Annotated in this window: 26 protein-coding genes and 1 pseudogene; 16 read left to right on the top strand and 11 right to left on the bottom strand. The window is 67.5% G+C overall.

Features of this window, described 5'->3' with window-relative positions:
* From glyA to KDW55_RS00035, 7 genes and pseudogenes are all read left to right on the top strand, one after another.
* Positions 1–134, top strand: a pseudogene (gene glyA / locus KDW55_RS00005) (serine hydroxymethyltransferase); the annotation flags it as partial.
* 6 nt (positions 135–140) lie between these two features.
* On the top strand, positions 141–620 hold the full coding sequence (gene nrdR / locus KDW55_RS00010) for a transcriptional regulator NrdR (RefSeq protein WP_006760615.1): 480 nt from the start codon (positions 141–143) through the stop codon (positions 618–620).
* 154 nt (positions 621–774) lie between these two features.
* Positions 775–1,335: a GspH/FimT family pseudopilin gene (locus tag KDW55_RS00015; protein WP_212159962.1), complete on the top strand. Its 561-nt coding sequence runs from the start codon at positions 775–777 to the stop codon at positions 1,333–1,335.
* Positions 1,332–1,754: a hypothetical protein gene (locus KDW55_RS00020; RefSeq protein WP_212159778.1), complete on the top strand. Its 423-nt coding sequence runs from the start codon at positions 1,332–1,334 to the stop codon at positions 1,752–1,754. The genes KDW55_RS00015 and KDW55_RS00020 overlap by 4 nt, the downstream gene beginning before the upstream one ends.
* The gene (locus tag KDW55_RS00025; RefSeq protein ID WP_212159779.1) at positions 1,738–2,595 is read left to right on the top strand and encodes a PilW family protein; all 858 of its coding nucleotides are present in this window, start codon (positions 1,738–1,740) and stop codon (positions 2,593–2,595) included. The genes KDW55_RS00020 and KDW55_RS00025 overlap by 17 nt, the downstream gene beginning before the upstream one ends.
* A 197-nt stretch (positions 2,596–2,792) precedes the next feature.
* Positions 2,793–3,254 carry a hypothetical protein gene (locus tag KDW55_RS00030; protein ID WP_212159963.1) on the top strand — a complete coding sequence of 154 codons (462 nt, stop codon included), beginning with the start codon at positions 2,793–2,795 and terminating at the stop codon, positions 3,252–3,254.
* Complete coding sequence (locus tag KDW55_RS00035; RefSeq protein WP_040143500.1) at positions 3,251–3,706, top strand: type IV pilin protein; 456 nt, start codon at positions 3,251–3,253, stop codon at positions 3,704–3,706. Before KDW55_RS00030 ends, KDW55_RS00035 begins: the two co-directional genes overlap by 4 nt.
* A 60-nt stretch (positions 3,707–3,766) precedes the next feature.
* Here KDW55_RS00035 and KDW55_RS00040 read toward each other — a convergent pair whose 3' ends face one another.
* The 3 genes from KDW55_RS00040 to KDW55_RS00050 form a co-directional block, all read right to left on the bottom strand.
* Positions 3,767–4,210 carry a DUF3318 domain-containing protein gene (locus KDW55_RS00040; RefSeq protein ID WP_212197787.1) on the bottom strand — a complete coding sequence of 148 codons (444 nt, stop codon included), beginning with the start codon at positions 4,208–4,210 and terminating at the stop codon, positions 3,767–3,769.
* Positions 4,211–4,253: 43 nt separating this feature from the next.
* Positions 4,254–4,643: a phage holin family protein gene (locus KDW55_RS00045; protein ID WP_212159780.1), complete on the bottom strand. Its 390-nt coding sequence runs from the start codon at positions 4,641–4,643 to the stop codon at positions 4,254–4,256.
* Positions 4,644–4,767: 124 nt separating this feature from the next.
* Positions 4,768–5,070: a YqjD family protein gene (locus tag KDW55_RS00050; RefSeq protein WP_040144886.1), complete on the bottom strand. Its 303-nt coding sequence runs from the start codon at positions 5,068–5,070 to the stop codon at positions 4,768–4,770.
* Positions 5,071–5,387: 317 nt separating this feature from the next.
* Here KDW55_RS00050 and KDW55_RS00055 point away from each other — a divergent pair, with 317 nt between their 5' ends.
* Positions 5,388–6,026, top strand: a complete 639-nt coding sequence (locus KDW55_RS00055; RefSeq protein ID WP_212159781.1) for a peroxiredoxin — start codon at positions 5,388–5,390, stop codon at positions 6,024–6,026.
* A 153-nt stretch (positions 6,027–6,179) separates the two neighbouring features.
* On the opposite strand, the gene KDW55_RS00060 is transcribed toward KDW55_RS00055, so the two are convergent.
* The gene (locus KDW55_RS00060; protein ID WP_212159782.1) at positions 6,180–7,367 is read right to left on the bottom strand and encodes an acyl-CoA dehydrogenase; all 1,188 of its coding nucleotides are present in this window, start codon (positions 7,365–7,367) and stop codon (positions 6,180–6,182) included.
* Between the two features lie 116 nt (positions 7,368–7,483).
* On the opposite strand from KDW55_RS00060, the gene KDW55_RS00065 reads away from it, so the two are divergent.
* The gene (locus tag KDW55_RS00065; protein ID WP_059544008.1) at positions 7,484–8,275 is read left to right on the top strand and encodes an IclR family transcriptional regulator; all 792 of its coding nucleotides are present in this window, start codon (positions 7,484–7,486) and stop codon (positions 8,273–8,275) included.
* 368 nt (positions 8,276–8,643) lie between these two features.
* Here the strand turns inward: KDW55_RS00065 and KDW55_RS00070 are convergent, their stop codons facing one another.
* Positions 8,644–9,447, bottom strand: a complete 804-nt coding sequence (locus KDW55_RS00070; protein ID WP_040143506.1) for an EAL domain-containing protein — start codon at positions 9,445–9,447, stop codon at positions 8,644–8,646.
* A 91-nt stretch (positions 9,448–9,538) separates the two neighbouring features.
* On the opposite strand from KDW55_RS00070, the gene KDW55_RS00075 reads away from it, so the two are divergent.
* The 6 genes from KDW55_RS00075 to fahA are packed head-to-tail and all read left to right on the top strand — an operon-like array spanning position 9,539 to position 15,767.
* The gene (locus tag KDW55_RS00075; RefSeq protein ID WP_212159783.1) at positions 9,539–9,835 is read left to right on the top strand and encodes a hypothetical protein; all 297 of its coding nucleotides are present in this window, start codon (positions 9,539–9,541) and stop codon (positions 9,833–9,835) included.
* On the top strand, positions 9,823–11,508 hold the full coding sequence (locus KDW55_RS00080; RefSeq protein WP_209824969.1) for an FAD-dependent oxidoreductase: 1,686 nt from the start codon (positions 9,823–9,825) through the stop codon (positions 11,506–11,508). The genes KDW55_RS00075 and KDW55_RS00080 overlap by 13 nt, the downstream gene beginning before the upstream one ends.
* A gap of 19 nt (positions 11,509–11,527) precedes the next feature.
* Positions 11,528–11,758, top strand: coding sequence for a DUF2783 domain-containing protein (locus KDW55_RS00085; RefSeq protein WP_212159784.1), 231 nt, complete (start codon positions 11,528–11,530; stop codon positions 11,756–11,758).
* Positions 11,755–13,116, top strand: a complete 1,362-nt coding sequence (locus KDW55_RS00090) for an MFS transporter (protein WP_209821446.1) — start codon at positions 11,755–11,757, stop codon at positions 13,114–13,116. Before KDW55_RS00085 ends, KDW55_RS00090 begins: the two co-directional genes overlap by 4 nt.
* Positions 13,117–13,131: 15 nt before the next feature.
* Entirely contained in the window at positions 13,132–14,466 is a 1,335-nt protein-coding gene (gene hmgA, locus KDW55_RS00095) for a homogentisate 1,2-dioxygenase (RefSeq protein WP_059544004.1), read from the top strand.
* On the top strand, positions 14,463–15,767 hold the full coding sequence (fahA, locus tag KDW55_RS00100; protein ID WP_212159785.1) for a fumarylacetoacetase: 1,305 nt from the start codon (positions 14,463–14,465) through the stop codon (positions 15,765–15,767). The genes hmgA and fahA overlap by 4 nt, the downstream gene beginning before the upstream one ends.
* A gap of 253 nt (positions 15,768–16,020) precedes the next feature.
* On the opposite strand, the gene KDW55_RS00105 is transcribed toward fahA, so the two are convergent.
* From KDW55_RS00105 to KDW55_RS00125, 5 genes are all read right to left on the bottom strand, one after another.
* Positions 16,021–17,181, bottom strand: a complete 1,161-nt coding sequence (locus tag KDW55_RS00105; RefSeq protein ID WP_040143512.1) for an MFS transporter — start codon at positions 17,179–17,181, stop codon at positions 16,021–16,023.
* Positions 17,182–17,285: 104 nt separating this feature from the next.
* Positions 17,286–18,455, bottom strand: coding sequence for an MFS transporter (locus tag KDW55_RS00110; RefSeq protein WP_040143513.1), 1,170 nt, complete (start codon positions 18,453–18,455; stop codon positions 17,286–17,288).
* A gap of 262 nt (positions 18,456–18,717) precedes the next feature.
* Positions 18,718–19,482 (bottom strand): 5,6-dimethylbenzimidazole synthase, encoded by a 765-nt coding sequence (gene bluB / locus KDW55_RS00115; RefSeq protein WP_040143514.1) that lies wholly within the window; start codon positions 19,480–19,482, stop codon positions 18,718–18,720.
* Between the two features lie 140 nt (positions 19,483–19,622).
* Positions 19,623–20,621, bottom strand: a complete 999-nt coding sequence (locus KDW55_RS00120) for a 2-hydroxyacid dehydrogenase (protein ID WP_040143515.1) — start codon at positions 20,619–20,621, stop codon at positions 19,623–19,625.
* A 30-nt stretch (positions 20,622–20,651) separates the two neighbouring features.
* Positions 20,652–21,635, bottom strand: coding sequence for a LysR family transcriptional regulator (locus KDW55_RS00125; RefSeq protein WP_069241007.1), 984 nt, complete (start codon positions 21,633–21,635; stop codon positions 20,652–20,654).
* A gap of 750 nt (positions 21,636–22,385) precedes the next feature.
* On the opposite strand from KDW55_RS00125, the gene KDW55_RS00130 reads away from it, so the two are divergent.
* On the top strand, positions 22,386–23,597 hold the full coding sequence (locus KDW55_RS00130) for an alanine--glyoxylate aminotransferase family protein (protein WP_040143517.1): 1,212 nt from the start codon (positions 22,386–22,388) through the stop codon (positions 23,595–23,597).
* A gap of 55 nt (positions 23,598–23,652) precedes the next feature.
* Here the strand turns inward: KDW55_RS00130 and KDW55_RS00135 are convergent, their stop codons facing one another.
* Complete coding sequence (locus KDW55_RS00135; RefSeq protein ID WP_040143518.1) at positions 23,653–24,588, bottom strand: AraC family transcriptional regulator; 936 nt, start codon at positions 24,586–24,588, stop codon at positions 23,653–23,655.
* Positions 24,589–24,719 lie beyond the last annotated feature (131 nt).

The following is a 24,719-nucleotide window of genomic DNA, read 5'->3' on the forward strand; positions in this document are numbered from 1 at the left end:
TCGGGCCGGCGGAAGCGGAGCAGGTCGGCAACCTGATTGCCGACGTGCTCGAGAACCCGGAAGACGCGGCGACGATCGAGCGCGTGCGCGCGCAGGTGGCCGAGCTGACCAAGCGTTTCCCGGTCTATCGCTGATCCGGCATGCGCTGCCCGTTCTGCCGGCATGAGGACACGCAGGTCGTCGACTCGCGCGTGTCCGAAGATGGCGCCGCGATTCGTCGGCGCCGTCGCTGCTCGGCTTGCGACAAGCGCTTCACGACGTACGAGCGGGTTGAGCTGAACCTGCCGGCCGTCGTGAAGAAGGACGGCAGCCGTACCGAATTCGACCGTCGCAAGATCGTCGCCAGCATGCAACTCGCGCTGCGCAAGCGGCCGGTTGCGGCCGACGCGATCGACGCGGCGGTCGCCCGTATCGAATATCAGTTGCTCGCGACCGGCGAGCGTGAAGTGCGTAGCGAGAAGCTCGGCGAACTCGTGATGAACGAGCTGCGCGGCCTCGATACGATTGCCTATGTCCGCTTTGCATCGGTTTACCGCCGGTTCGAGGACGTTTCCGAATTTGCCGACGTGATCGAAGAATTCCGTCGCGCGTCCCCCTCCAAGCCTCCGCGCAAGCGCTGACGCGCTGCGTCCGTTCATCGTCTTCTCCCGCAGGTTCAATTCGTGCCGATTGTGTCGGCCGTGGCTGGAGGTCGCCAGTCGGCCGTTCGGCTAATGGCGCGCGTCCGCATGCGTCGCTACAGTGGTTGCATCACGTTGACGGAGGGCAATGGCGATGGAACCGTACCGGCGGCCCGTTGAAAAAAACATGCGATGGTGTCGCGGGTTCACGCTCGTCGAGCTGATGGTCGCGATTGCGCTGGCGGCCGCGATCGGGCTTTACGCGGCGCCTGCATTCGACCGTTGGCACATGCGCGAACGCGTGGATGCCCGCTCTCGCGCACTACTCGGTGCGCTGTCTTTCGCCCGCACCGAAGCGACGCGTCTCGGCGTGCGCGTCACGCTGTGCAGGGCCGGTCGCGACGGCGACTGTGTGCGCGCTGGCGAGCGGTGCAGCCCGGCCGAGTGGTCATGCGGCTGGATCGTCAGCGGGCAGTTCGACGGACAATCTCGCGTACTGCGGCGTTATCCGCACGATGCCGACATTGCCGTGGCCGGCGCCGCGCGCGATCTGGCGTTTGCGCCGCCGACAGGGCAAATCATCGGCGGGATCCGGCGTTTCGAGTTGCGGCCGCCGCATGCGCACGAGAGTGACGATGCGCGTATGGCGCGTTGCATCCGGATCTCGGCAGGTGGCCGCGCACGCGTCGCGGGCGGCCGTTGCGATGCGGCATGACGCGCATGCGCAGTCGGATGCAGGGTACTTCGCTGCTTGAGGCCGTGCTGGCCATCGCGCTGCTCGCCATGGTAATGCTCGCCGTGGCCGGCAGTCAGCTTGCGATGACGCGCGCGCAGCGATCGACGATGTGGCGGGAACGCGCACTGTGGCTGGCCGATGCACGCATCGAGCGTCGGCGCGCTGCGGCCGACGCCGGCGACGACATCGCCGCGCTCGTGGCTGCATCACTGCCCGGCGGCACGATGACGCTCGACGGCGGGGCGGCCGGTGTCAGTTCCGTGGTCGTCGGCTGGCGCGGCACCGACGCGGCGGCGTCGCCTTCCTCGCGATGCGAGCGTGCGGACGCTGTCGTCAAGCCGCCATCGTGTGTGCGGATTCCGTTTCGCGAGGCTAATGCCAATGCCGGTGAACGCTGATCGCGGAAGCCGCGGCTGCCGTCACGGCCGCGCACATACGCTGCTCGAGGTGCTGATCGCGATGACCGTCGGTCTGCTCGTGCTCGCCGCGGCGGGCGCGCTGTATCACGCGCAGCGCGTTGCGCAGCAGCGCGCGGAAGACGGGTTCAGGATGCGCGATGCGGCTGCGACAGCGTTGATGCTGATCGGCCAGCAAATCCAGATGGCAGGGTTTCGGCCGCTGGATGTCGATGAGGCGTCGCCGTTGCCGCCGGTGTTTGGCTGTTCATCCGGGCGCGTGCGCGGCGGCGGCGCGCAAGTGCGCTGCGAGGCCGTGCGGGCGGCGTCGGATGCGGTGCTGGCGCGGTATGTAGGCGACCGCGTGTCGACGTGGCCGACGACGAGCGGGCAAGTGTCCGATTGTCTCGGGCAGGGCGTCGGCGCACCCGGCGAGCGGCCGCTCGTGGAAAACCGTTTCGACGCGCATGTCAGTCCGTCGACGGGAGAGCCCGAGCTGTACTGCGAAGGCAACGGGCGCCCCGGTACGCCGCAACCCGTCGTGTCCGGGATCGACCAGCTGCGCGTGCGCTATTTGCGCCGCGAAAGCCGGCAGTTCGTCAACGCGAACGCGATGGGCGCGGGCGACTGGCGCGACGTCGCGGCCGTGCATCTGTGCGTGCGGGCGCGTGGCGAATCGATGCGCGAGCCCGCGCGTCATGTCGATTGCGACGGCCGCACCGCCGTCTCGCAAGATGGTCGCGCGCGTCTCGTTTTGCATCGCATTGTCGCGTTGCGCAACTCGGCGGAGGCGTTCGTCGGTGCCGGCCCCGAAGCGACGCGCGAACGGGAGGTGCTGCCATGAGCCGCCCGAACGGCATTGCCCGTGCGCGTGCAACGCACATTGCGGCGGCCCGCATCGAAAGCCGCGCCGCGGCGTACGGCGACGTTCCGCACGCGGCGCTGGAATCGATCCTCCGGAGCCGCAAACCGGCGCGCACACGCACGGTATCCGCCCTCCGCAGCTGGCGCCGCGATGCCGGCCTCGCACTGCCTGCCGTGATCGCTGTCGGCGCGGCAGTCGCTGCGCTGACCGGCACATGGTTCGAATCGGCGCTGACGGAATCGCGCCGCACGCGTGCATTGTCGGGTAGGTTGATCGCATTCCACGCGGCCGATGCGGCACTCGAAGCCTGTACCGCGCAGTTGCTTCGTGGCCGCACGCCGTACCTTGACGAACCGGCTTCGGTCGACGAACCGGATGCGTGGCGGCGAACGCCGGCGCTGGTCGTCGGCGAGGCGTTCGCCCCGTTTCCCGCGTGGCCGATGGCTGCGCAGCCACCGCGTTGCCTGATCGAAGCGTGGCCGGGCGTCGGCCCGCGAGGTAGCCGCGCTTACCTCGTCACCGCGCGAGGCGTTGGCGGCCATGCGTCGGGCGCGGTGTGGCTGCAAAGCCAGATCGCGCTGCGCGATGGACGCGTCGTTGCGCGGCGCTGGCGTCACGTCGCGGCAGTGCATCGATGAAAGCGCTCGCCCCGATGCGCCGCGCGTCGGCGTTCACGTTGATCGAATTGATGGTCGTGCTCGCGATCGTCGCCGTGCTGGCAGGCTGGGGTATCCCGTCGTATCGCGAGCATGTCGCGCGCAGCCATCGTGCGTCCGCGATTGCCGCGCTGTACCGCGCGGCGCAATATCTCGAAACACTCGACGGCCCGCCGCCGCGGACATTGCCGCACGCATACGCGCAGGCGCCGCCGGACGGGCGCCCTGTCTATCGCGTGCGGTTGGCGCGTCCGGCCGGCGATGATGCGGCGGTGTTCTACGAACTCGTTGCAAGCCCGCTCGATACGGGCCCGATGCGCGACGACAGATGCGGCGCATTTACGCTGCGCTCGGACGGCACGCGAGGCAGTACTGCGGAATCCGCCGACGCGGAACCGGCGGCGCGGCAGCGGATGTGTTGGGGGGCGCGCTGATCGAGCAATATGCATGGAAGCGCATATCGCGGAACGGCCGTGCGCGTTTGCCGTGGCGTGTCAGTCGTCGTTCGCGACAGGGCCGCGCTCGACGCGCGACTGCTTCCAGATCTGGTACACCTCCCACGCGGCGAAGCCGACGGTGCCCCACTTCAGCGCGGGGCCCGCACTCGCGCGAAGCAGCGAGCGAATGGGTTTCGCCAGCACGAGCGATGCGAGCGAACTGAGCATCGGATACTGGTTGACGAGCTGGCCGAGATTGGCGTTCAGGTTCTTCGCGGACTGGCTGAACTTGTGGCTCGACAGGCCGGGGATGAACATCTTGAGCCAGCTGAACCGCGTGACGGCATGACGCACTTCGGCGGCGGCTTCGGCAAGCTCGAGCCGCTCGACCTCGGATCGCAGGATCAGCAACTCCTTGCGGAGCGCGCGATGCTGCGACGCGTTCCACTTCGATCGCGACGAATGGGGGCGGAGCGGATGGCTTGTGACGTTCTGGCTCATGGCGCGTCGGCTAAGTAGGTGACAGGGGCGAACGCGGCCGCGTTCACGACTTGCTGCGGAAGACTTCGCGGTCTTTCTCGAGCTCCGCGAGCGTCGCCTCGAACACGGTCGGCGCTTCGCGCAGGCCCGAGCGCGCCTTGAGCGCACAGGCGATACCTGCGAGTGCATATACCGCCGTGATGACAGCCAGCGATTGCCAGCGATAGGTGTCCCAGAACGCGATCGCGATGAGCACGGTCAGGCTGATGAGCGCCATCGTCGCGAGCATCATCGCGGCGAGGCCGAGGAACAGCACGCCCATCAGGCGTTCCTTTTCCTCGGCGAGCTCGATGCCGACCAGTTCCAGGCGCGTTTGCAGGAGGCCGATCGCGGAGCCGACGAGGCGGCGCAGCGGCCCGTGGCCGGACGGCTGCGAGTGGGTGTCTGTCGTCATGGATGAGGCGCTTGCGCGCGCAGTAAGCGGCTAGGTCAAAGCGGCCGCCGGCGAACCGCCGGCAGGCTTCGGCACCCACGTGCCGCCGCGCGGCGGCACGTGGGGCGGAACGGCGCTGAGCGCGTTACTTGCGGTTGATCAGCAGACCGATCAGCACGCCGACGCCGGCGGCGATGCCGATGGACGTCCACGGATGCTCATGCACGTAATCGTCGGTAGCGCGCGCGGCCTTCTTGCCTTTCTCGACCACCACGACCTGGACGTCGGTTGCCTTTTCCTTGGCCTGCTTCAGGCGCGACATGGCTTTCTCGCGCAGCTCGGCTGCACGGTCGCCCGTGCTGCTCGCTGCCTGCTTGAGCAGATCTTCGGCGTCCGCCAGAACGGTTTTGATATCCGACATCAGTTTCTCCTTGTTGATTTCCGACATTGCAACTCCCTTCATGCTGTCATGCTGCAGGTTCACATCGTAGCGAAACGCCTGCCTGCTGGCGAGCCGGGAAGACACACGGCGGCAGTGCAAGACTGCATGGTAAACGACTCGCAATCGTCAACAGAGCCGCAAACGGCACGAAAAGTTTCCTCCGCGGCCGTCCATGCCGTTCCGCCATCGGGCAAAAATGACAAAAAAGTATGAATATCAAACGTAATAATCGTTCGCATGGCGCATTGCTTCCCGTAAGCTGACGGACTGTCCCGCGCCGACAGCGCGCGGTTTCAACCAGCATCGTTCGAGGAGGGAACATCATGAGCCTGCGTCTTGGCGACATCGCACCGGATTTCGAGCAGGAATCGAGCCTGGGCAAGATCAAGTTTCACGAGTGGCTGGGCGACAGCTGGGGCGTCCTGTTCTCGCATCCGGCCGACTACACGCCCGTGTGCACGACTGAGCTCGGGTTGACCGCGAAGCTGAAGGGCGAATTCGAGACACGCAATGTGAAAGTGATCGCGCTGTCGGTCGACGACGTCGAATCGCACAAAGGCTGGATCAACGACATCAACGAAACGCAATCGACCGTCGTCGGCTTCCCGATCATTGCCGACGGCGACCGCAAGGTCTCGCAGCTGTACGACATGATTCACCCGAACGCGAACGAAACGCTGACGGTGCGCTCGCTGTTCGTGATCGACCCGAACAAGAAAGTTCGCCTGATCATCACGTATCCGGCCAGTACCGGGCGCAACTTCGACGAAGTGTTGCGCGTGATCGACTCGCTGCAGCTGACCGACAACTACAAGGTCGCCACCCCCGGCAACTGGAAGGATGGCGACGACGTCGTGATCGTGCCGTCGCTGCAGGATCCGGAAGAGCTGAAGAAGCGGTTCCCGAAGGGCTTCAACGCGGTGCGTCCGTACCTGCGTCTCACGCCGCAGCCGAACAAGTAAGCAGCGGCTCCGGAAACGGCGCCGCGTGACGAACGCGGATGCCGAGGAAAGCGGCCCGCCCGGCAGCGATGCCGGGCGGGCCGTGTCTTTTTTTCAGTATGACGGTAGCAAGGCGACGCGGCCGGGCCGCCGCGCGCTGCCGTGCGCGAATGCTCAGAAGAATGCCTGGATGCCCGTCTGCGCGCGACCGAGGATCAGCGCGTGGATGTCGTGCGTGCCTTCATACGTATTGACCACCTCGAGGTTGACGAGGTGGCGCGCGACACCGAATTCGTCGGAGATGCCGTTGCCGCCCAGCATGTCGCGCGCGAGCCGCGCAATGTCGAGCGCCTTGCCGCAGGAGTTGCGCTTCATGATCGACGTGATCTCGACGGCCGCCGTGCCTTCGTCCTTCATCCGCCCGAGCCGCAGTACGCCTTGCAGGCCGAGCGTGATTTCGGTCTGCATGTCGGCGAGCTTCTTCTGGATCAGCTGGTTCGCGGCGAGCGGCCGGCCGAACTGCTTGCGATCGAGCACGTACTGGCGCGCGGTGTGCCAGCACGATTCCGCTGCGCCGAGCGCGCCCCACGCGATACCGTAGCGCGCCGAGTTCAGGCACGTGAACGGGCCGCGCAGGCCGCTCACGTTGGGCATCAGGTTCTCTTCCGGTACGAACACCTCGTCGAGCACGATCTCGCCGGTGATCGACGCACGCAGCCCGACCTTGCCGTGGATCGCCGGCGCGGACAGCCCCTTCCAGCCTTTTTCGAGGATGAAGCCGCGAATCGCGTCCTTGCCGTTTTCGTCGAGCTTTGCCCACACGACGAATACGTCGGCGATCGGCGAATTGGTGATCCACATCTTCGCGCCGGACAGCGAATAGCCGCCGGCGACCTTCTTCGCGCGCGTGACCATGCTGCCGGGATCGGAGCCGTGGTTCGGCTCGGTCAGCCCGAAGCAGCCGATCCATTCGCCGCTCGCGAGCTTCGGCAGATATTTCTGCTTCTGCGCGTCCGAGCCGAATTCGAAGATGGGCACCATCACCAGCGACGACTGCACGGACATCATCGAGCGGTAGCCGGAATCGACGCGCTCGACTTCGCGCGCGATCAGCCCGTAGCTCACGTAGTTGAGGCCCGGGCCGCCGTATTCCTCGGGGATCGTCGGCCCGAGCAGGCCGACTTCTCCCATCTCGCGGAAGATCGCGGCGTCGGTGCGTTCATGGCGGAACGCATCGGTCACGCGCGGCGCGAGCTTGTCCCGTGCGTACGCCTGCGCGGCATCGCGCACCATCCGCTCTTCTTCGGTCAGTTGCTGATCGAGCAGCAGCGGATCGTCCCACTGAAAAGTTGCAGCGCTCATCGTGTCATCTCCTGTCCCCTCGACGCATCGAGTCGGGCGTCGTGCTGAAAGTTCGCTTGACTGGAGTTCCGCTGTGCGGAACAATGTTTTGCAAATCGAACTCAGTGTAACACCAGATGACACTTTCAACCATCGACGAAACCGCGATCGACGAACGCAAGTTCGTGGTGGCGCTCGCGCGCGGGCTCGATCTGCTGCGCGCATTCCGGCCCGGCGAGACGATGCTCGGCAATCGCGACTTCGCGGAGCGCACCGGGCTGCCGAAGGCGACGGTGAACCGGCTGGCGTACACGCTGACCGTGCTCGGCTATCTGCGTTACGACGAGACGCTCGGAAAGTATGCGCTCGACGCCGGCGTGCTGTCGCTCGGCTATGCGCTGCTCGCGGGCTCGGGCACGCTCGATCTCGCGAGGCCGCACATGCAGGCGCTTGCGCGGGAGATCGGCGCGGCCGTGTCGCTTGGCTGCCGGGACGGCCTCGACATGATCTATCTCGAGACGATTCGAAGCGAAACCGCGCTGACGCTCGGGCTTGCGCCCGGCTCCCGGCTGTCGATGCTGACGAGTTCGATGGGGCGCGCGTACCTGGCCGTGCAGCCGGAGGATGTGCGCCGTGCGCTGTATGCGGACCTGCATCGGGCAGCCGGCGGCGCGGCCGACGCGGATGCGCTCGTCGCGGCTGCGCAGCAGGCGGTCGCGGAGTTTGCGGACGGCGGATGCTGCTATTCGTTTCGTGCGTGGCACATGGACGTCAACGCGGCGGCCGTGCCGTTTCGCGAGCCGCGCGAGGGGCGCTGGCTGATCCTGAGTTGCAGCGGTCCCGCATCGTCGATGGACGAACAGGTGTTCCGCACGCAGGTCGGACCGAAGCTGAAGGCACTCGCGCAGCGGCTTGGGCAGACGATCTGACACGGGTGCGTCGCCGCGCTCTCCGAAGCGCGCCGCCGTTCATCGTGTGAGCCGCGCGCACCATCTCTCGTCAGTTTCCCGACGCCGAAGTACGACGTCGACAGACAAAACCCGCGGCCATCGGCGCCAACGCGACGGGGTTGAACGCGCAGCGTTCGCACTGCGGACCCGACGTCGCGCCTGACGAGCAACGCATCGCGCCGGCCCGGCATGGAGCCGCGAACGCATCCGCAGCGGCCCTGCATACCGGCGCCGGATCCACGCCGTAACCCGCGCCGTAACCCCTTTGCCAGACCGGATCGCCGATCGGGCGCGGCGCTCGCCGCATGGGTCCGACCGCTACTGCGCACCGGCCGCCATGCGGGAAATCACGCCGTGACGACCTTCGCGAACACCGGCCCCTGCATGAACCGCACGTCGTGCTGGCGCAGCAGCTCGCACTGCGTTTCGTCGACGACGCCGTCGAAGATCAGCGGAATCCGTACGCGCTGCGCATACGCGACCAGCGCCTTCACCATTCCGTCGCGCAGCGCGATGCCCGCATCCATCTTGATGTAGTCGGGCCGCGCCATCTCCGATTCGACCGCGAGGATCCGGCCCGGGTCGGGCAGCTTGTCGGCGACCTTGAAGCCGTGATGCTGGTAGCTGCGCGTGAGGTAGCCAAGGAAAGTCTTGTGCGCGACCGCGACGGCCGGCAGTTCGATCACGATCCGCTCGGTGGGCAAGCCGAAGCGTTGCAGCACCGACGAGAAATGCTTGCCGTGGTCGTACTTCACGCTCTTGAGCAGCCGCTCGTGCACGCGCAGAAACAGCAGCCCGTGACGTTGCGCGCCGAAGAAGTTGATCGCGTGCAGCGCGCGCGACAGCCGGTCGATCGCGACGAGCGTCTGGTCGTCGACGGCCGAATCGACCGGGTCGTGCAGCGCGCCCGTGACCAGCGTGACGGCCTGGAAGCCGAGTTCGTCGCCGTAGCGCTCGATCGCATCGGCGAACGACGTCGATTGCGGTGCGCCGGGCATCGTCACGTCGTAGATCGGCTCGTACGCGCTCGCGAGCGTCCGCTCGGGCAGATTCGCGCACGCGGTGCCGCCCTCGGCGAGCGCGAGGTGTTCCCGCAGATACGGTAGTTGCCCGGCACGGGCGACCAGCTCGGGAATGTTGGGCGGAATCATCGGCGTCGAAAGGAAAAATGGCGGCCGAAAGGGCCGCCTCACGTATCGATATTAGCAGTGCGCGCCAGACTCGGCTCGGCGTTTCGCTCATATGGTTATCCCGTCCCGGAAGCGTTGGGTAGGGTTTACGTTGATTTCACTATTCGTAATTGGTTTTACTATTCGTAAATCCAGCGATTTGTCGCCGATCAAGAAAAGCGGCGTTCAGGCGCCCGGAGCGGCGCCGTTTTCCGAATCGGATCAACAGGAAGCAAAGGAGCGAGACGTGGCGGTTGAAGTGGACGGAGCAGCACGGGCGGCGGCAACGGCCGCCAATGAACCGGTGCGGGATGGCGCCGCGTGCGGCGGCGCGCACGCCGCAGCGCTGAGGAGCGGATGGCGATCATGAGCATCGATTACCAGACGCTGAAGTTCGACTACCGGCCGCGCGCGGCACGGGCCGTCGGCGATGACGCGGCCATTCACCCGGTGATCGTCGTCGGTGCGGGCCCGGTGGGTCTGTCGGCCGCGATCGACCTCGCGCAGCGGGGCGTGCCGGTCGTGCTGCTCGACGACGACGACACGCTGTCGACGGGCTCGCGCGCGATCTGCTTCGCGAAGCGCACGCTCGAGATTTTCGACCGGCTCGGCTGCGGCGAGCGCTTCGTCGAGAAGGGCGTGAGCTGGCACGTGGGCAAGGTGTTCCTGCAGGACGAACTGCTGTACGCGTTCGACCTGCTGCCGGAGGAAGGCCATGCGCGCCCCGCGTTCGTCAATCTGCAGCAGTACTACGTCGAAGGCTACCTGGCCGAGCGCGCGTTCGAGCTGCCGAATATCGACATCCGCTGGAAGCACAAGGTGACGGGCGTCGCGCAGTCGGCGGAGCACGCGACGCTGACCGTCGAGACGCCGGAAGGTGTCGAGACGCTGCGCGCACTGTACGTGATCGCGGCAGACGGCTCGCGCAGCCCGATGCGCACGGCGATGGGGCTCGAAAGCCGCGGCCGCACGTTCAAGGATCGCTTCCTGATCGCCGACGTGAAGATGAAGGCGGAATTCCCGACCGAGCGCTGGTTCTGGTTCGATCCGCCGTTCCACCGCAACCAGTCGGTGTTGCTGCATCGTCAACCCGACAACGTGTGGCGCATCGATTTCCAGCTCGGCTGGGACGCCGACCCGGTCGCCGAGAAGCAGCCTGAACGTGTGATTCCGCGCGTGCGTGCGCTGCTCGGCGCGGATGTCGAGTTCGAGCTCGAATGGGTAAGCGTCTATACGTTCCGCTGCCAGCGCATGGATACGTTCCGGCACGGCCGCGTGCTGTTCGCGGGCGACTCCGCGCACGGCGTGTCGCCTTTCGGCGCCCGCGGCGCGAACAGCGGCGTGCAGGACGCGGACAACCTCGCATGGAAGCTGAAGCTCGTGCTCGACGGCCGCGCGCCCGACGCGCTGCTCGACACCTACGCGAGCGAGCGCGAATTCGCGGCGGACGAGAACATCCGCAATTCGACGCGCTCGACTGACTTCATCACGCCGAAGAGCGCGGTATCTCGCGTGTTTCGCGACGCGACGCTGAAGCTCGCGCGCGATTGCGAATTCGCGCGCAAGCTCGTGAACAGCGGCCGCCTGTCGGTGCCGGCCGTGCTGACCGAGTCGCCGCTGAACACGCCGGATCGCCACGGCGACACGTTTGCAGGCGCGATGCGCCCGGGTGCGGCAGCGGCCGATGCGCCGGTGCGCGCGCAAGGTGCGTCGGGCTGGCTGCTCAAGCACCTGGGCGACGGCTTCGCGGGCGTGCTCTTCGGGCTGCCGGGCGATGCGGCCGCGCTCGCGCAGGCGCTCGACGGCCTCGCGCTGCCGGTGCGGCCCGTGCTGGTCGTGCCGGCCGGGCACGCGCAGCCGGTGGCCGGCGTCGACGTCGTGGAGGACGTCGACGGTTTCGCCGCGCAACGCTACGACGCGAAGCCCGGCACGTTCTACCTGCTGCGCCCCGACCAGCACGTATGCGCGCGGATGCGCACGCTCGAGCGCCCGGCGATCGCCGATGCACTGGCGCGCGCGATCTGCGCGAAGCTGAATCCATAACGACACCGGAGACACCGTCATGCCCCGACTCGACACCCGCCCGCGTCTTGCCGATCCGGACGCGTTCTACGAAGCGCTGATCGACATGCATCGCGACTTGTCGGACGCCGACAGCCAGCTCGTCAACGCGAAGCTGATCCTGTTGCTCGCGAACCAGATCGGCGACGCCGACGTGCTGCGCGAAGCGATGGCGTTCGCGCGCCAGGGCGTGACGCCGCCTGTGCATCCGGCCGCCGAGGTGACGCAATGAGCGCGGCGCCGGCCGCTACGCGCATGGTGGAAGTCGAGCGCGTGATCGACGACACGCATCGCCCGGGCTTTCACTGGATGTTGCTGATCCTGTGCGGACTGTGCCTTGTGATCGACGGCTTCGACGCGCAGGCGATGGGCTACGTCGCACCGAGCGTGATCGCCGAATGGGGCGTGCCTAAGCAGGCGCTCGGGCCCGTCTTCAGCGCGAGCCTGTTCGGGATGCTGCTCGGCGCGCTCGCGCTGTCGGTGCTGGCCGACCGGATCGGGCGGCGCCCGGTGCTGATCGGCTCGACGCTGTTCTTCGCGGTGACGATGCTCGCGACGCCGTTCGCGGGCTCGATCCCGGTGCTGATGGTGCTGCGCTTTGTCACGGGGCTCGGCCTTGGCTGCATCATGCCGAACGCGATGGCGCTGGTCGGCGAGTTCAGTCCGGGTGCGCATCGCGTGAAGCGGATGATGATCGTGTCGTGCGGCTTCACGCTCGGCGCGGCGATCGGCGGCTTCATCAGCGCCGCGCTGATTCCGGCACTCGGCTGGCGCGCGGTGTTCTTCGTCGGCGGCGCGGTGCCGCTCGTGCTGACGATCGCGATGATCGCGCGGCTGCCCGAGTCGCTGCAGTTCCTGGTGCTGAAAGGCCGGGACGCGCAGGCGCGCGACTGGCTCGCGCGCTTCGCGCCGCACGCCGGCATCGATGCGAACACGCGGCTTGCCGTGCGCGAGCGCGCGACGAACGGCGCGCCGGTCGCCGAACTGTTCCGCGACGGCCGCCTGCCGGTCACGCTGCTGCTATGGGCGATCAGCTTCATGAACCTGATCGACCTGTACTTCCTGTCGAACTGGCTGCCGACCGTGATGCGCGACGCGGGCTATTCGCCGGGCACGGCGGTGATCGTCGGCACGGTGCTGCAGACAGGCGGCGTGATCGGCACGCTGTCGCTCGGCTGGTTCATCGAACGCTACGGCTTCGTGCGCGTGCTGTTCGCGTGCTTCGCGTGCGCGGCCGTGTCGGTGGGACTGATCGGATCGGTCGCGCATGCGCTGCCGTGGCTGCTGCTCGTCGTGTTCGCAGGCGGATTCTGCGTGGTGGGCGGCCAGCCGGCCGTCAACGCGCTCGCGGGCCAGTATTACCCGACGTCGCTGCGCTCGACCGGCATCGGCTGGAGCCTCGGGATCGGCCGGATCGGCTCGGTGCTCGGGCCGCTCGTCGGCGGACAACTGATTGCATTGAACTGGACGAACGGCGCGCTGTTCCACGCGGCCGCGGTGCCCGTGCTGTGCTCGGCGCTGTTCGTGCTCGGCCTCGCGGGCGTCACGCGGCGCAGCGATGCTCGGGCGCCGAACGCCGCTGTGAACTGATGGAGAAAGGAAACGATGACGCTTGACCTGTCGAAACCGGCAACCGCCGGCTACTTGAGCGGATTCGCGAACGAATTCGCGACCGAGGCGCTGCCGGGCGCGCTGCCGCACGGGCGCAATTCGCCGCAGCGCGCGCCGTACGGGCTGTATGCGGAGCAGTTGTCGGGCACCGCCTTTACCGCGCCGCGCGCGCACAACCGCCGCTCGTGGCTGTACCGGATCCGGCCGGCGGCCGTGCATCGGCCGTTCGAGCCGCTCACGGGGCCCCAGCGGCTCGTGGCCGAATTCGGCGATTCCGCGGACGTGCCGCCGACGCCGCCGAATCAGTTGCGCTGGGATCCGCTGCCGATGCCGGTCGAGCCGACCGATTTCGTCGAAGGGCTGGTCACGATGGCGGGTAACGGCTCGGCGGCCGCGATGAGCGGCTGCGCGATTCATCTGTACGCGGCGAACCGCTCGATGCAGGACCGTTTCTTCTACAGCGCGGACGGCGAACTGCTGATCGTGCCGCAGCAGGGGCGGCTTTTCATCGCGACCGAGTTCGGCCGCGTGGACGTCGAGCCGTTCGAGATCGCGGTGATCCCGCGCGGCGTGCGTTTTACGGTCGCGCTGCCGGACGGCGACGCGCGCGGCTACATCTGCGAGAACTTCGGCGCGTTGCTGCGCTTGCCGGACCTCGGCCCGATCGGCTCGAACGGGCTCGCGAACCCGCGCGATTTCCTCACGCCGCAGGCCGCGTACGAGGACCGGGAAGGCGCGTTCGAGCTCGTCGCGAAGTTGAACGGGCGCCTGTGGCGCGCGGACATCGGCCATTCGCCGCTCGACGTCGTCGCGTGGCACGGCAACTATGCGCCGTACAAATACGACCTGCGTCTGTTCAACACGATCGGCTCGATCAGCTTCGACCATCCCGATCCGTCGATCTTCCTCGTGCTGCAGTCGCCGAGCGACACGCCGGGCGTCGACACGATCGACTTCGTGATCTTCCCGCCGCGGTGGCTCGCCGCCGAGGATACGTTCCGCCCGCCGTGGTTCCACCGCAACGTCGCGAGCGAATTCATGGGTCTCGTGCACGGCGCGTACGACGCGAAGGCCGAGGGTTTCGTGCCCGGCGGCGCGAGCCTGCACAACTGCATGTCGGGCCACGGGCCGGACGCGGATACGTTCGAGAAGGCGTCGGTCAGCGACACGACGAAGCCGCACAAGGTGGACGCGACGATGGCGTTCATGTTCGAAACCCGCACGCTGATCCGGCCGACGCGCTATGCGCTCGACACCGCGCAACTGCAGGCCGACTACTTCGAATGCTGGCAACGCATCCAGAAACACTTCAATCCGGAGCAACGATGAGCGACACCCACGACTGGCGCGCGACGCTGGACCCGGCTCGCAAGAGCTGGGTCGACACGGCGAATGATCCCGCCTGCGATTTCCCGATCCAGAATCTGCCGTTCGGCATCTTCAGCGACGCGACGCAGACGGCGCGCCGTGCCGGCGTCGCCCTCGGCGACCAGATCGTCGACGTCGCCGCGCTCGCCCGTGCCGGCCTCGTCACGCTCCCGGCCGGCGCCGACGTGTTTGCCGCGCCGACGCTCAACGCGTTCATCGCGCTCGGCCGCGATGCGTGGCGCAGTATGCGCGTGCAACTGTCCGACCTGTTTTCGCGCGACAACGCGCGGCTGCGTGACGATGCGGCATTGCGCGCGCAGGTGCTCGTCGCGCAGCGCGACGCGACGCTGCATCTGCCGGTCGACATCCCGGGGTACACCGATTTTTATTCGTCGAAGGAGCATGCGACCAACGTCGGCTCGATGTTCCGTGATCCCAAGAATGCGCTTCTGCCGAACTGGTCGGAGATGCCGATCGGCTACAACGGCCGTGCGTCGTCGGTAGTCGTGAGCGGCACGCCGGTGCGGCGCCCGAACGGGCAGCTTAAATTGCCCGATCTGGAGCGCCCGGTGTTCGGCGCGTGCCGCAAGCTCGATATCGAGCTTGAGACGGGCTTCATCGTCGGCAAGGGCAACGCGCTTGGCGAGCCGATCGCGTGCGAGGACGCGGAAGCGCACATCTTCGGAATGGTGCTGCTGAACGACTGGAGCGCGCGCGACATCCAGCAGTGGGAATACGTGCCGCTCGGGCCGTTCAATTCGAAGGGCTTCGCGACGACGATCTCGCCGTGGATCGTCACGCTCGACGCGCTCGAACCGTTTCGTGTCGCGCAGCCCGAGCAGTCGCCGCAGCCGCTCCCGTATCTGCGGCATTCGGGCAAGCACGCGTTCGACATCGAGCTCGAAGTGACGCTGCGCGCCGAAGGCGCCGCGGAGCCGACGTCGATCTGCCGCACGAATTTCAAGCACATGTACTGGACGATGGCGCAGCAGCTCGCGCACCACACGGTCGCGGGGTGCAACACGCGCGTCGGCGATCTGATGGGCTCCGGAACGATCAGCGGGCCGACGAAGGATTCGTTCGGCAGCCTGCTCGAACTGACGTGGAACGGCAAGGAGCCGCTCGCGCTGAACGGCGGCGGCAGCCGCACGTTCATCGAGGACGGTGACGAACTCACGCTCGCCGGCTGGTGTCAGGGAGACGGCTATCGCGTCGGCTTCGGCGCGTGCGCCGGCAAGATCCTGCCGGCGCGCGACGCGTAAGGGTTCTCGGCGCGAGACGTCGCGCGCGGTCCCGAAGGACAAGGGCGGCCCGCATTGCGCGGGCCGTGTGCGTTTACCGGGAATCCGGGCGCGCGAACCGATGCGTTTGGGTGCACGATGCCGAACGCCGAACGCCGAACGCCGAACGCCGAACGCCGAACGCCGAACGCCGAACGCAGAACGCAGAACGCAGAACGCAGAACGCAGAACGCAGAACGCAGAACGCCAACCTGAGCATTGACGCCGCTCGGCATCAAACCGCGCGCTGCACGGTCCCCCGTCGTTCCCACAGCGCGGCCGCGACGAACGCGCCGACGCAGACGATCAGCACGCCGACCAGCGCGTTGCTGCCCAGTTGCTCCATCAACGCGCCGGCAACCAGCGGCCCGCCGAAGCTTGCGGCGCTCCACGACGCCGACACGAGCGAGCTCGCGGTGACGAGCGCCGTGCCGCGAAAGCGTTCGCCGCATGCGACGAGCGACAGCGTATAGATGCTGCCGGCCGCCGCGCCGAGCACGAACAGCAGCGGCCAGCACAGCCACGGATTTGCGATCACGAAGGGCAGCAGCGGCAGGCCCGCGAGGACGATCCAGCCGGCGCCGAGGTGCACGCGTTCGCGGCCGAGCTTGTCCGCGAGCCAGCCGATCGGAAACTGCATCGCGGTATCGCCGAACAGCATGATCGACGCGAGCAGCACCGCGGTCGCACTCGCGACGCCGTGATCCATCGCATAGAGCGGCAGCAGCGACAGCGCGAGCGTGTCGAACAGCGCGAAGAAGCCGGTGCCGATGATCAAAGCGGGCATGCGCGGCAGCACGGCGAACCAGCTGTCGTGCGCTGCGTGATGCGCGTCGTCGCCGGCGAGCGGCGCGCGCCGGATCGTCGCGAGCGTCGGCAGCGCGAGCAGGAACAGCGCGCCGCACAGCGCGAAGCGGATGCCCGTCGCACCGGCGATCTGGCTGACGAGCACCGGGCCGGCCATCTGGAACAGCGTGAAATTGGTCGCATAGATCGCGACCACGCGGCCGCGCGTCGAATCGTCGGCGAGCTGGTTGACCCACGCCTCGCCGATCGTGAACAGCAGCATCAACGCCGCGCCGCACAGCACGCGCAGCACGGCCCAGACGACGAGACTCGACGTGCACTGCATCAGCGCGGTGGCCGCGGCGAGCAGTACGACGGACACGACGATTGCCCGGCGCGCGCCGATCCGCCGCGCGAGCGCGGTAACGAACGGGACGATCGCGAGACCGCCGCCGGCCTGCGCCGCGGTCAGCATGCCGACGACGTTGGTGCCGTGCCCGGCTTCGGTCAATGCGAGTGCGGTGAGCGGCATCGTCGCGCCGGTGCCGAGGCCGACCACCGCGACGCTAAGGATCAGCGCGAGGAAATCACGATTCAGAATGGCTTTCATCGGCCGGGATGCTACACCGCGGACATTGAAAGGTCCATGAAGGCTGTCAGGGTCGAATGGCGTTGTGCTCGCAACGATCGGGGCAGCATGCCGGCAACGTCGCGTCAGACATACTCGGTCGGCACGGCCACCGGGCGGCGTTCGAGCGACGCCGACCACAGCGTGAGCGCGAGCGCCGCGACGGCCATCGCGACGCCGACCCACGGCAGGTTGACGAGCGACACGCCGGAGCCGATCGCCATCCCGCCGAGCCACGCTCCCGTCGCGTTGCCGAGGTTGAACGCACCCTGATTCAGCGTCGACGCCAGGTTCGGCGCATCGCTTGCGCGGTCGACGATCAGGATCTGCAGCGGTGGCACGATCGCAAACGCGAGCATGCCCCACACGAAGATCGTCGCGAGCGCCGCGAACGGCACGTGCATCGTGCCGGCGAACAGCGCGAGGACGACGCCGATCAGCGCGAGCGCCGCGATCAGCGACGGCATCCGGCGCCAGTCCGCGAGCTTGCCGCCGAGCGTGCCGCCCACGGTCAGGCCGGCGCCGAACAGCAGCAGCACGTAGGTGACCTGGCGCGGCGAGAAGCCCGTGACGTCCTCGAGGATCGGCGTGATGTACGTGAACACGCTGAACAGGCTCGCAGACGCGAGCACGCTGATGCCGAGCACCATCAGCACCTGCGGGTGCTTCAGCACGCCGAATTCGCGCGTGATGCTGGTGTCGGGCATCGCCAGGTTCTTCGGCACGCATACTGCAAGCGCGGCAGCCGCGGCGATGCCGATGCCGGTGACGGCCCAGAACGTTGCGCGCCAGCCGTATGCCTGGCCGAGCGCGGTGCCGAGCGGCACACCGAGCACGTTCGCGAGCGTGAGGCCGGTGAACATCAGCGCGATCGCCTGCGCACGGCGGTTCGGCGCGACGAGGCTGCTCGCGACGACCGAGCCGATGCCGAAAAATGCGCCGTGGCAGAACGCGGTGACGACCCGCGCAGCCATCAGCACCGCATAGCCGGGCGCGATCGCGCAGAACAGGTTGCCCGCGATGAACAGCCCGATCAGACCCATCAGCGCACGCTTGCGCGGCATCTTCGCGGTGACGACCGCGAGGATCGGCGCGCCGATCGTCACACCGAGCGCATAGCCCGACACGAGCATCCCGGCGGCCGGGATCGACACGCCGAGGTCGCGGGCGACGTTGGGCAGCAGCCCCATGATCACGAACTCGGTGGTACCGATTCCAAATGCGGCGACGGCAAGGGCGAAAAGAGGCAAGGGCATCGCGGTGGGCTACGGAAAAAGGCGCGGCCCGAGGTCGGCGCGGGATGCGCGGGACGGGCACGGCAAAGAGCTGTCAGCCGCGATTCTACTTCAGTGAAAACCCTGACGCCCGGCGCCAAAATAGATAGTGCCGCCGTGCGCCCAAGCGTGGCGGCGCACGCGACACGGTGGGACCGTGCGGTGTCCGGCAGCGCGGCGCGCCGCGAAATATCGGGCCGGAACACAGCCGCGAAATCCGTGCGTTACTCGACCGCTCCCTAGGTCAGCGCCGCGGTAATGTGTCGCCCGGCGTCCGGGCTGCGGCTTCGTCCGGCGCAACGTTCGCGCGCGACGGCGACGTGTCGCCAGCCGGACTCACGCAGGCCGCGGCGCAGCCGGCTTCAGCCGTCGCCGGCGCATCCCAGCCGTTCTCGAACAGGCACGCTTCGATCGGCATCCGCGCCGCCCAGCGCTCCTCCTCGAGCATCGGCTTTGCATAGAACGCGTCGACATGGCCGACGCACAGCACCGCGATCGGTTTCGCGCCGGCCGGCATGCCGAGCAGCGTGCGCAGTGCGTCGACGTCGAACAGCGACACCCAGCCCATCCCGAGCCCTTCCGCGCGCGCGGCGAGCCACATGTTCTGGATCGCGCACGCCGCGGACGCGAGGTCCATCTCCGGCAGCGTGCGGCGGCCGAATACGTGGCGCTCGCGATCGTCGGCCAGCGCGACGACCAGCAGTTCGCCGCATTCGCGCACGCCTTCGACCTTCAGCCGCATGAATTCGTCCTGCCGCTCGCCGAGCGCATCGGCGGTCGCGCGGCGCTCGGCCTCGACGAGTGCATGGATCGCGATGCGCAGCGCGGGATCGGTGATGCGGATGAAGCGCCACGGCTGCATGAAGCCGACGCTCGGCGCGTGGTGCGCGGCGCGCAGCAGGCGCGCGAGCGTGGCCGGATCGACGGGCGCCGGCGTGAAGTGGCGCATGTCGCGCCGTTCGAAGATCGCGCGGTAAACCGCGGCAATGGCGGATTCGTCGAAACGCATGAGCGGCAGAAGCAGGGGGAGGTGGTCGCAACGATAGCAGACGATGCGCGAGCGGCGTTACATCATTCGAAACAAAACGCCCAACCGTTGACGGATGCGCCGGAACAACGCCGTGCCCGACACGCACCGGATGCCGTCGGTCAGCGTCCCGCCGTGACGACGTTGGCCGGTGTGCCGGCGTGCCACGCGTCGATGTTCAGCAGCGTCGTGTGCGCGATCTCTGCAAGCGCCTCGCGCGTGAAGAACGCCTGGTGCGACGTGACGATCACGTTCGGGAACGTCAGCAGGCGCGCGAGCACGTCATCTTGCAGCGGCAGGTCGGAATGATCCTCGAAGAACAGGCCGCTTTCTTCCTCGTACACGTCGAGCCCGAGATGGCCGAGCTGGCCGCTCTTGAGCGCGTCGATCAGCGCCTGCGCGTCGACGAGACCGCCGCGGCCGGTGTTGATCAGCATTGCGCCGTGCTTCATCCGCGCGAGTGTCCTCGCGTTGATCAGATGGTGGGTGGACGGCAGCAGCGGACAGTGCAGGCTGACGATGTCGGCGCCGTGCAGCAGATCGTCGAGCTCGACGTAGCGCGCGCCGAACGCGATCAGCTCTTCGTCGTAGGGCGGCATCGAATGCGCGAGCACGTGCATTCCGAAGCCCATCATGATCTTCGCGAACACGCGGCCGATCAGCCCGGTGCCGATCACGCCGACGGTCTTGCCGTGCAGGTCGAAACCGAGCAGCCCGTTCAGCGAGAAGTCGCCTTCGCGCGTGCGCGCAACGGCGCGCGGCAGCCGGCGATTGAGCGCGAGGATCAGCGCGACCGCATGTTCGGCAACCGCGTGCGGCGAATAGGCTGGCACGCGCACGACCGCGATGCCGAGCCGCTCGGCCGCTGCCAGATCGACATGGTTGAAGCCTGCCGAGCGCAGCGCGATCAGCCGGGTGCCGCCGTCGGCGAGCCGCTCGAGCACGGCCGCGTCGACGGTGTCGTTGACGAACGGGCACACGACTTCATAGCCGTGCGCGAGGATCGCGGTTTCCGCGTCGAGATGGGAGGGTTGAAAGTGCAGCCGATAGCCGAACTGCCGATTCGCGGCGGTAAACGATTCGTCGTCGTACTGCCGGCTGCTGAACAGGATCACGCGCACGCTGCACCTCCGATGGCTATCGCGTGCAGTCTACTGCAGCCCCGTGACGATATCGGTGCGATCGGGCCCGCGCGGCGTGTGCAGGAAGTCGTACGCGGTGCGTTCGCGGGCCGCCTCGACGCCGAAATGCTCGAGCGCGTGCTCGACGAAGCTGCGCGTGCGGGCCGGCACGTATTGGCGGTTCGGGTAGACGAGCGACAGCTGCGCGTCCGGATCGTCGATCCGGTAGCCGGGCAGCAGGCGCACGAGCGTGCCGTTGGCGATGGCTTCGGCGGCGCACGGTTCGGGCAGCACCGCGATGCCGGACCCGGCGACGGCCGCCGACTGCACGAGCGCGAGCTGGTTGACCGTGCAGGTGGGGCGCACCGTGACCGGATGCGTGACGCCGTCGTGGCCGATGAGCCGCCACGACGGCGCATGCTGATGCGGCGCGAGCGTGACCCAGTCGTGGCCCGGCAGATCGTCGGGCGCGCGCGGCTCGCCGCGCCGTTCGAGATACGCGGGCGCTGCGCAGGCGACGAACGGATTAGGCGGCAGTGCATGGCCGATCAGCGTCGGGTTGCCGTCGAGCCGGTTGCCGGTGACGATGCCGACGTCGTAGCCCGAATCGAGCACGTCGAGCGGCCCGTCGGCGACGGTGAGCTGCACGCGCAATTCGGGGTAGCGGTGACGGAACTCGCTGATGAGCGGCGTCAGCGCGAGCGGTGACAGCAGCCCCGACGCGACGACGCGCAGCGTGCCGGCCGGCTCGCGCACCGCGTGTGCGACGGACGCCTCGAGATGATCGAATTCCTCGAGCAGCGCGCGGCAGCCGTCGAGGTAGCGCAGGCCCGCCTCCGTCAGCGACAGGTTGCGCGTGGTGCGGTGGATCAGCCGCGTGTTCAGGTGAGACTCGAGCATCGCGATCGAGCGCGTGACGAGCGCGTTGGATACGCCGAGATGGTGCGCCGCGCGCCGGAAGCTCTGCTGCTCGGCGACGCAGACGAACACACGCATGGTCTGAATCTGGTTCATGGCTCGCGGATTTCTGGCCCGGTGAATGATTATGGTTGTGATTTTTCGTTGCACGACCTGGAAAACCGTCGCGCGACGTCCGGCTTTCGTTCGTATCGAAAAACCGGTTTTCGATTCTGCAGACGATTGTTCATTACGAAGGCGTTACTCGTCAACCTGAGAAAATGGGCGGGTTGCGTAAAATCGAAATCGCGAGTATCGGTTTAACGCAATGACGCGCCTGCAGAGCGCCGCGGATTTGCCGCGGCGGCTTGAAGCAACTGCACGATGGTTGAATTTGTATATATAAATCAATGCTTTGTCTTTGGTGTTCGGTCGCTGAGACGATAATGGGGTGAAATCGATCGCCAATTCATGCTGCGATAATGGATGTTTTTGCGCGGGTCTGGCTTTCGTGGACCGATTCCATCCGCGTGATTTTTATCGTGACGACGGGTAATCCGGGCGATACGCGCGTGGTGCTGAACGCGAGCATCCCGGATTCGCCGCGATATTGCCGGAGAAAATCGCGGCTATCGGCGTTTGCATGGAACCGTTTCGGCGGCGCGTCGCAATGCGGCGCGAATCGGCGCCACAATCGTGCAATGCCCGCACGGACGGCTGGCCCGGTCCGTCGACCGGGCCACCGTCACGCTGTCCGGCCGCGTGTGCCTCTTGCGCGCGGGCGCGGAACGCGGAATGATCGATTACTTTCGCCATGCCGTGCGGCGAACGACGTCCGTGCGTTTTTTCCTTCCTCCTCTACCAGCCATGTCCATCGATTACTCGCCGATTCCCTGTCCCGTCGTCGTGCCGCTCGACGCGATCCTGCCCGAAGAACCGCTGCTGATGATGGGGGCCGGCCCGGTTCCGATTCCGGCCGCCGTTGCGAAGGCGAACACGATCGTGATCAACCACCTCGGCGCGACGATGGCGAAGATCATCGAGCAGGTGAAGGAAATGGCGCGCTACGTGTTCCAGACGCGCACGAAGTGGGTGCTCGGCGTCGCCGGCCCGGGCTCTGCCGCGATGGAGATGGCGATCTCGAATCTCGCATGGCGCGGCACGCGCGTACTGTCGATCCGCAACGGCTTCTTCAGCGCACGGATGGCCGAAATGGCGACCCGCGTCGGCGCCGACGTCGCGACGCTCGAAGTGGCGGACCGTGCGGTCGCGAGCCTCGACGAGATTGCCGATGCGATCGCGCGCGAGCGCCCGGAGATCGTCACGATCGTGCAGGGCGAGACGTCGAATACCGTGTGGAACCGCGACCTGCGCGACATCGCGGCACTCGCGAAGGCGGCCGGCGCGCTGGTCGTGGTCGATGCGGTGTGCACGCTGTCGACGATGCCGCTCGAAATGGACGCGTGGGGCATCGACGCTGTGATCACCGGCGGCCAGAAGGGGTTGTCGTCGATCCCCGGCGTGTCGCTGATCGCGTTCTCCGACGCCGCGTGGGAGCGGATGAAGCAGCGTCCCGAGCCGAACGCGCACTGGTGCCTCGACATGGCGCTCGCCGAGAACTTCTGGCACAACGCGGGGTATCACTATACGGCGCCGGTGTCCGGCGTGCTCGCGCTGCACGAGGCGCTGCGGCTCGTGTGCGCGGAAACGCTCGAAAGCCGCTTCGCGCGCCATCTGCGCTGTTCGCTCGCGCTGCAGGCCGGCGTCGAGGCGATGGGTCTCGCGCTCTATGCGCCGAAGGACTGCCGGCTCAATTCGGTGGTCGGAATAGAGACGCCCGAAGGGCTCACGCCCGGGATGGTGTGCGGTCACATCTCGAAGCAGTACCAGGTCGAGATCTCGGGCTCGTTCGGCTTGCCGATCGTGCGAATCGGCCAGATGGGCGAGCAGTGCCGGGAACACAACCTGTTCCGCACGCTCCATGCGTTCGGCCGCACGATGGTCGACCTGAAGGTGCCGGTCGACCTGCCGGCCGGCGTGGCCGCGCTCGAGCAGGAACTGTCGAGGCGGGGCGCGTAAGCGGGGCGGTGCCGGCGGGCGCGCAGCGCGGCCGTCCATTGAATGGCGCGGCTGCTCAGCCGCCTTGCATCGCGCGCCGGTACGCGTTCGGCGTCGTGCCGTGCGCGTCGCGAAAGCGATGGCTGAAGTGCCCGGCGTTCGCATAGCCGCACTCGGCCGCGACCTGCGCGAGCGGCAGCGCCGTCGTGCGCAGCAGCAGGCGCGCCCGTGCGAGCCGCTGCTCGGCCACCCACGCGTGCGGCGCGCGGCCGAACGACAGCCGGAACATCCGCGCGAAGTGGTATTCGGACAGCGCGGCGACGTTCGCCAGTTCGCCAAGCGTGAGCGGCTGCGACAGGTAGGTGTCGATATAGTCGCGCACGCGACGCCGTACAGCCGGCGCGAGACCGCCACGGAACGGCGTGTCGGTGCGAGCCGTGCTCTGGCCGCGCAGCAGCAGGCTCAGCACGTCGTGCGCGGCCTCGTTCACGCGCAATTTCCCGTCCGCGTCGTCCCAGCGCTCGAGCGCGAGCGTACGCAACTGCGCGGCCATGCGCGCATCCTCGAAATAGGTGCGGTCGGCGAGCTTGAGCTCTCGCGGTTCGCGGTCGAGCTCGCGGATCGCGCGCTGCGTGAAGTGTTCGGGAAGGAAGTACAGGTGGATGAAGTGCATCTCGCCGCGCACCCACCAGCGCGATTCGTGGTCGCCGGGCAGCGCGCACAACAGGCTCGGCGCGCCGTAGCGCGGCACGCGTTCGCGCTCCGTCCGGTAGCCGCCGTCGAGATAGCACGACAGCGTATGGTGGCCGGGCTGTTCGTAGATCGTTTCGCTTTCGTCGGTGATGCGCGTCCATTCGGCGATCGCGAGATGGTCGCCGAGCCATGCGAAGCGCTCGAGCGTTGCGTTCGCCTCGGCGAGCGTGCGGCACACCGAGTGCAGGCCGAATGGCATCGCGCCGCCGGCCAGGGCGGCGGCGTGGTCGACGGGCGGGGCGTACAGGGGCGAACTCATGATGGGACGAGTATAAGCTCGCGCGCCGAGCGCCGTGCGGCGCCGCGAAAAAGACCGCAATTTCGGACAATCCGCAGCGGCGGGGCGGCCGCATAGTCGCAGTCCGTTTCACTCGTTTCGCTTCGCCGCCG

The organism is Burkholderia sp. AU19243 (assembly GCF_018148075.1).
Classification (GTDB): domain Bacteria; phylum Pseudomonadota; class Gammaproteobacteria; order Burkholderiales; family Burkholderiaceae; genus Burkholderia; species Burkholderia latens_A.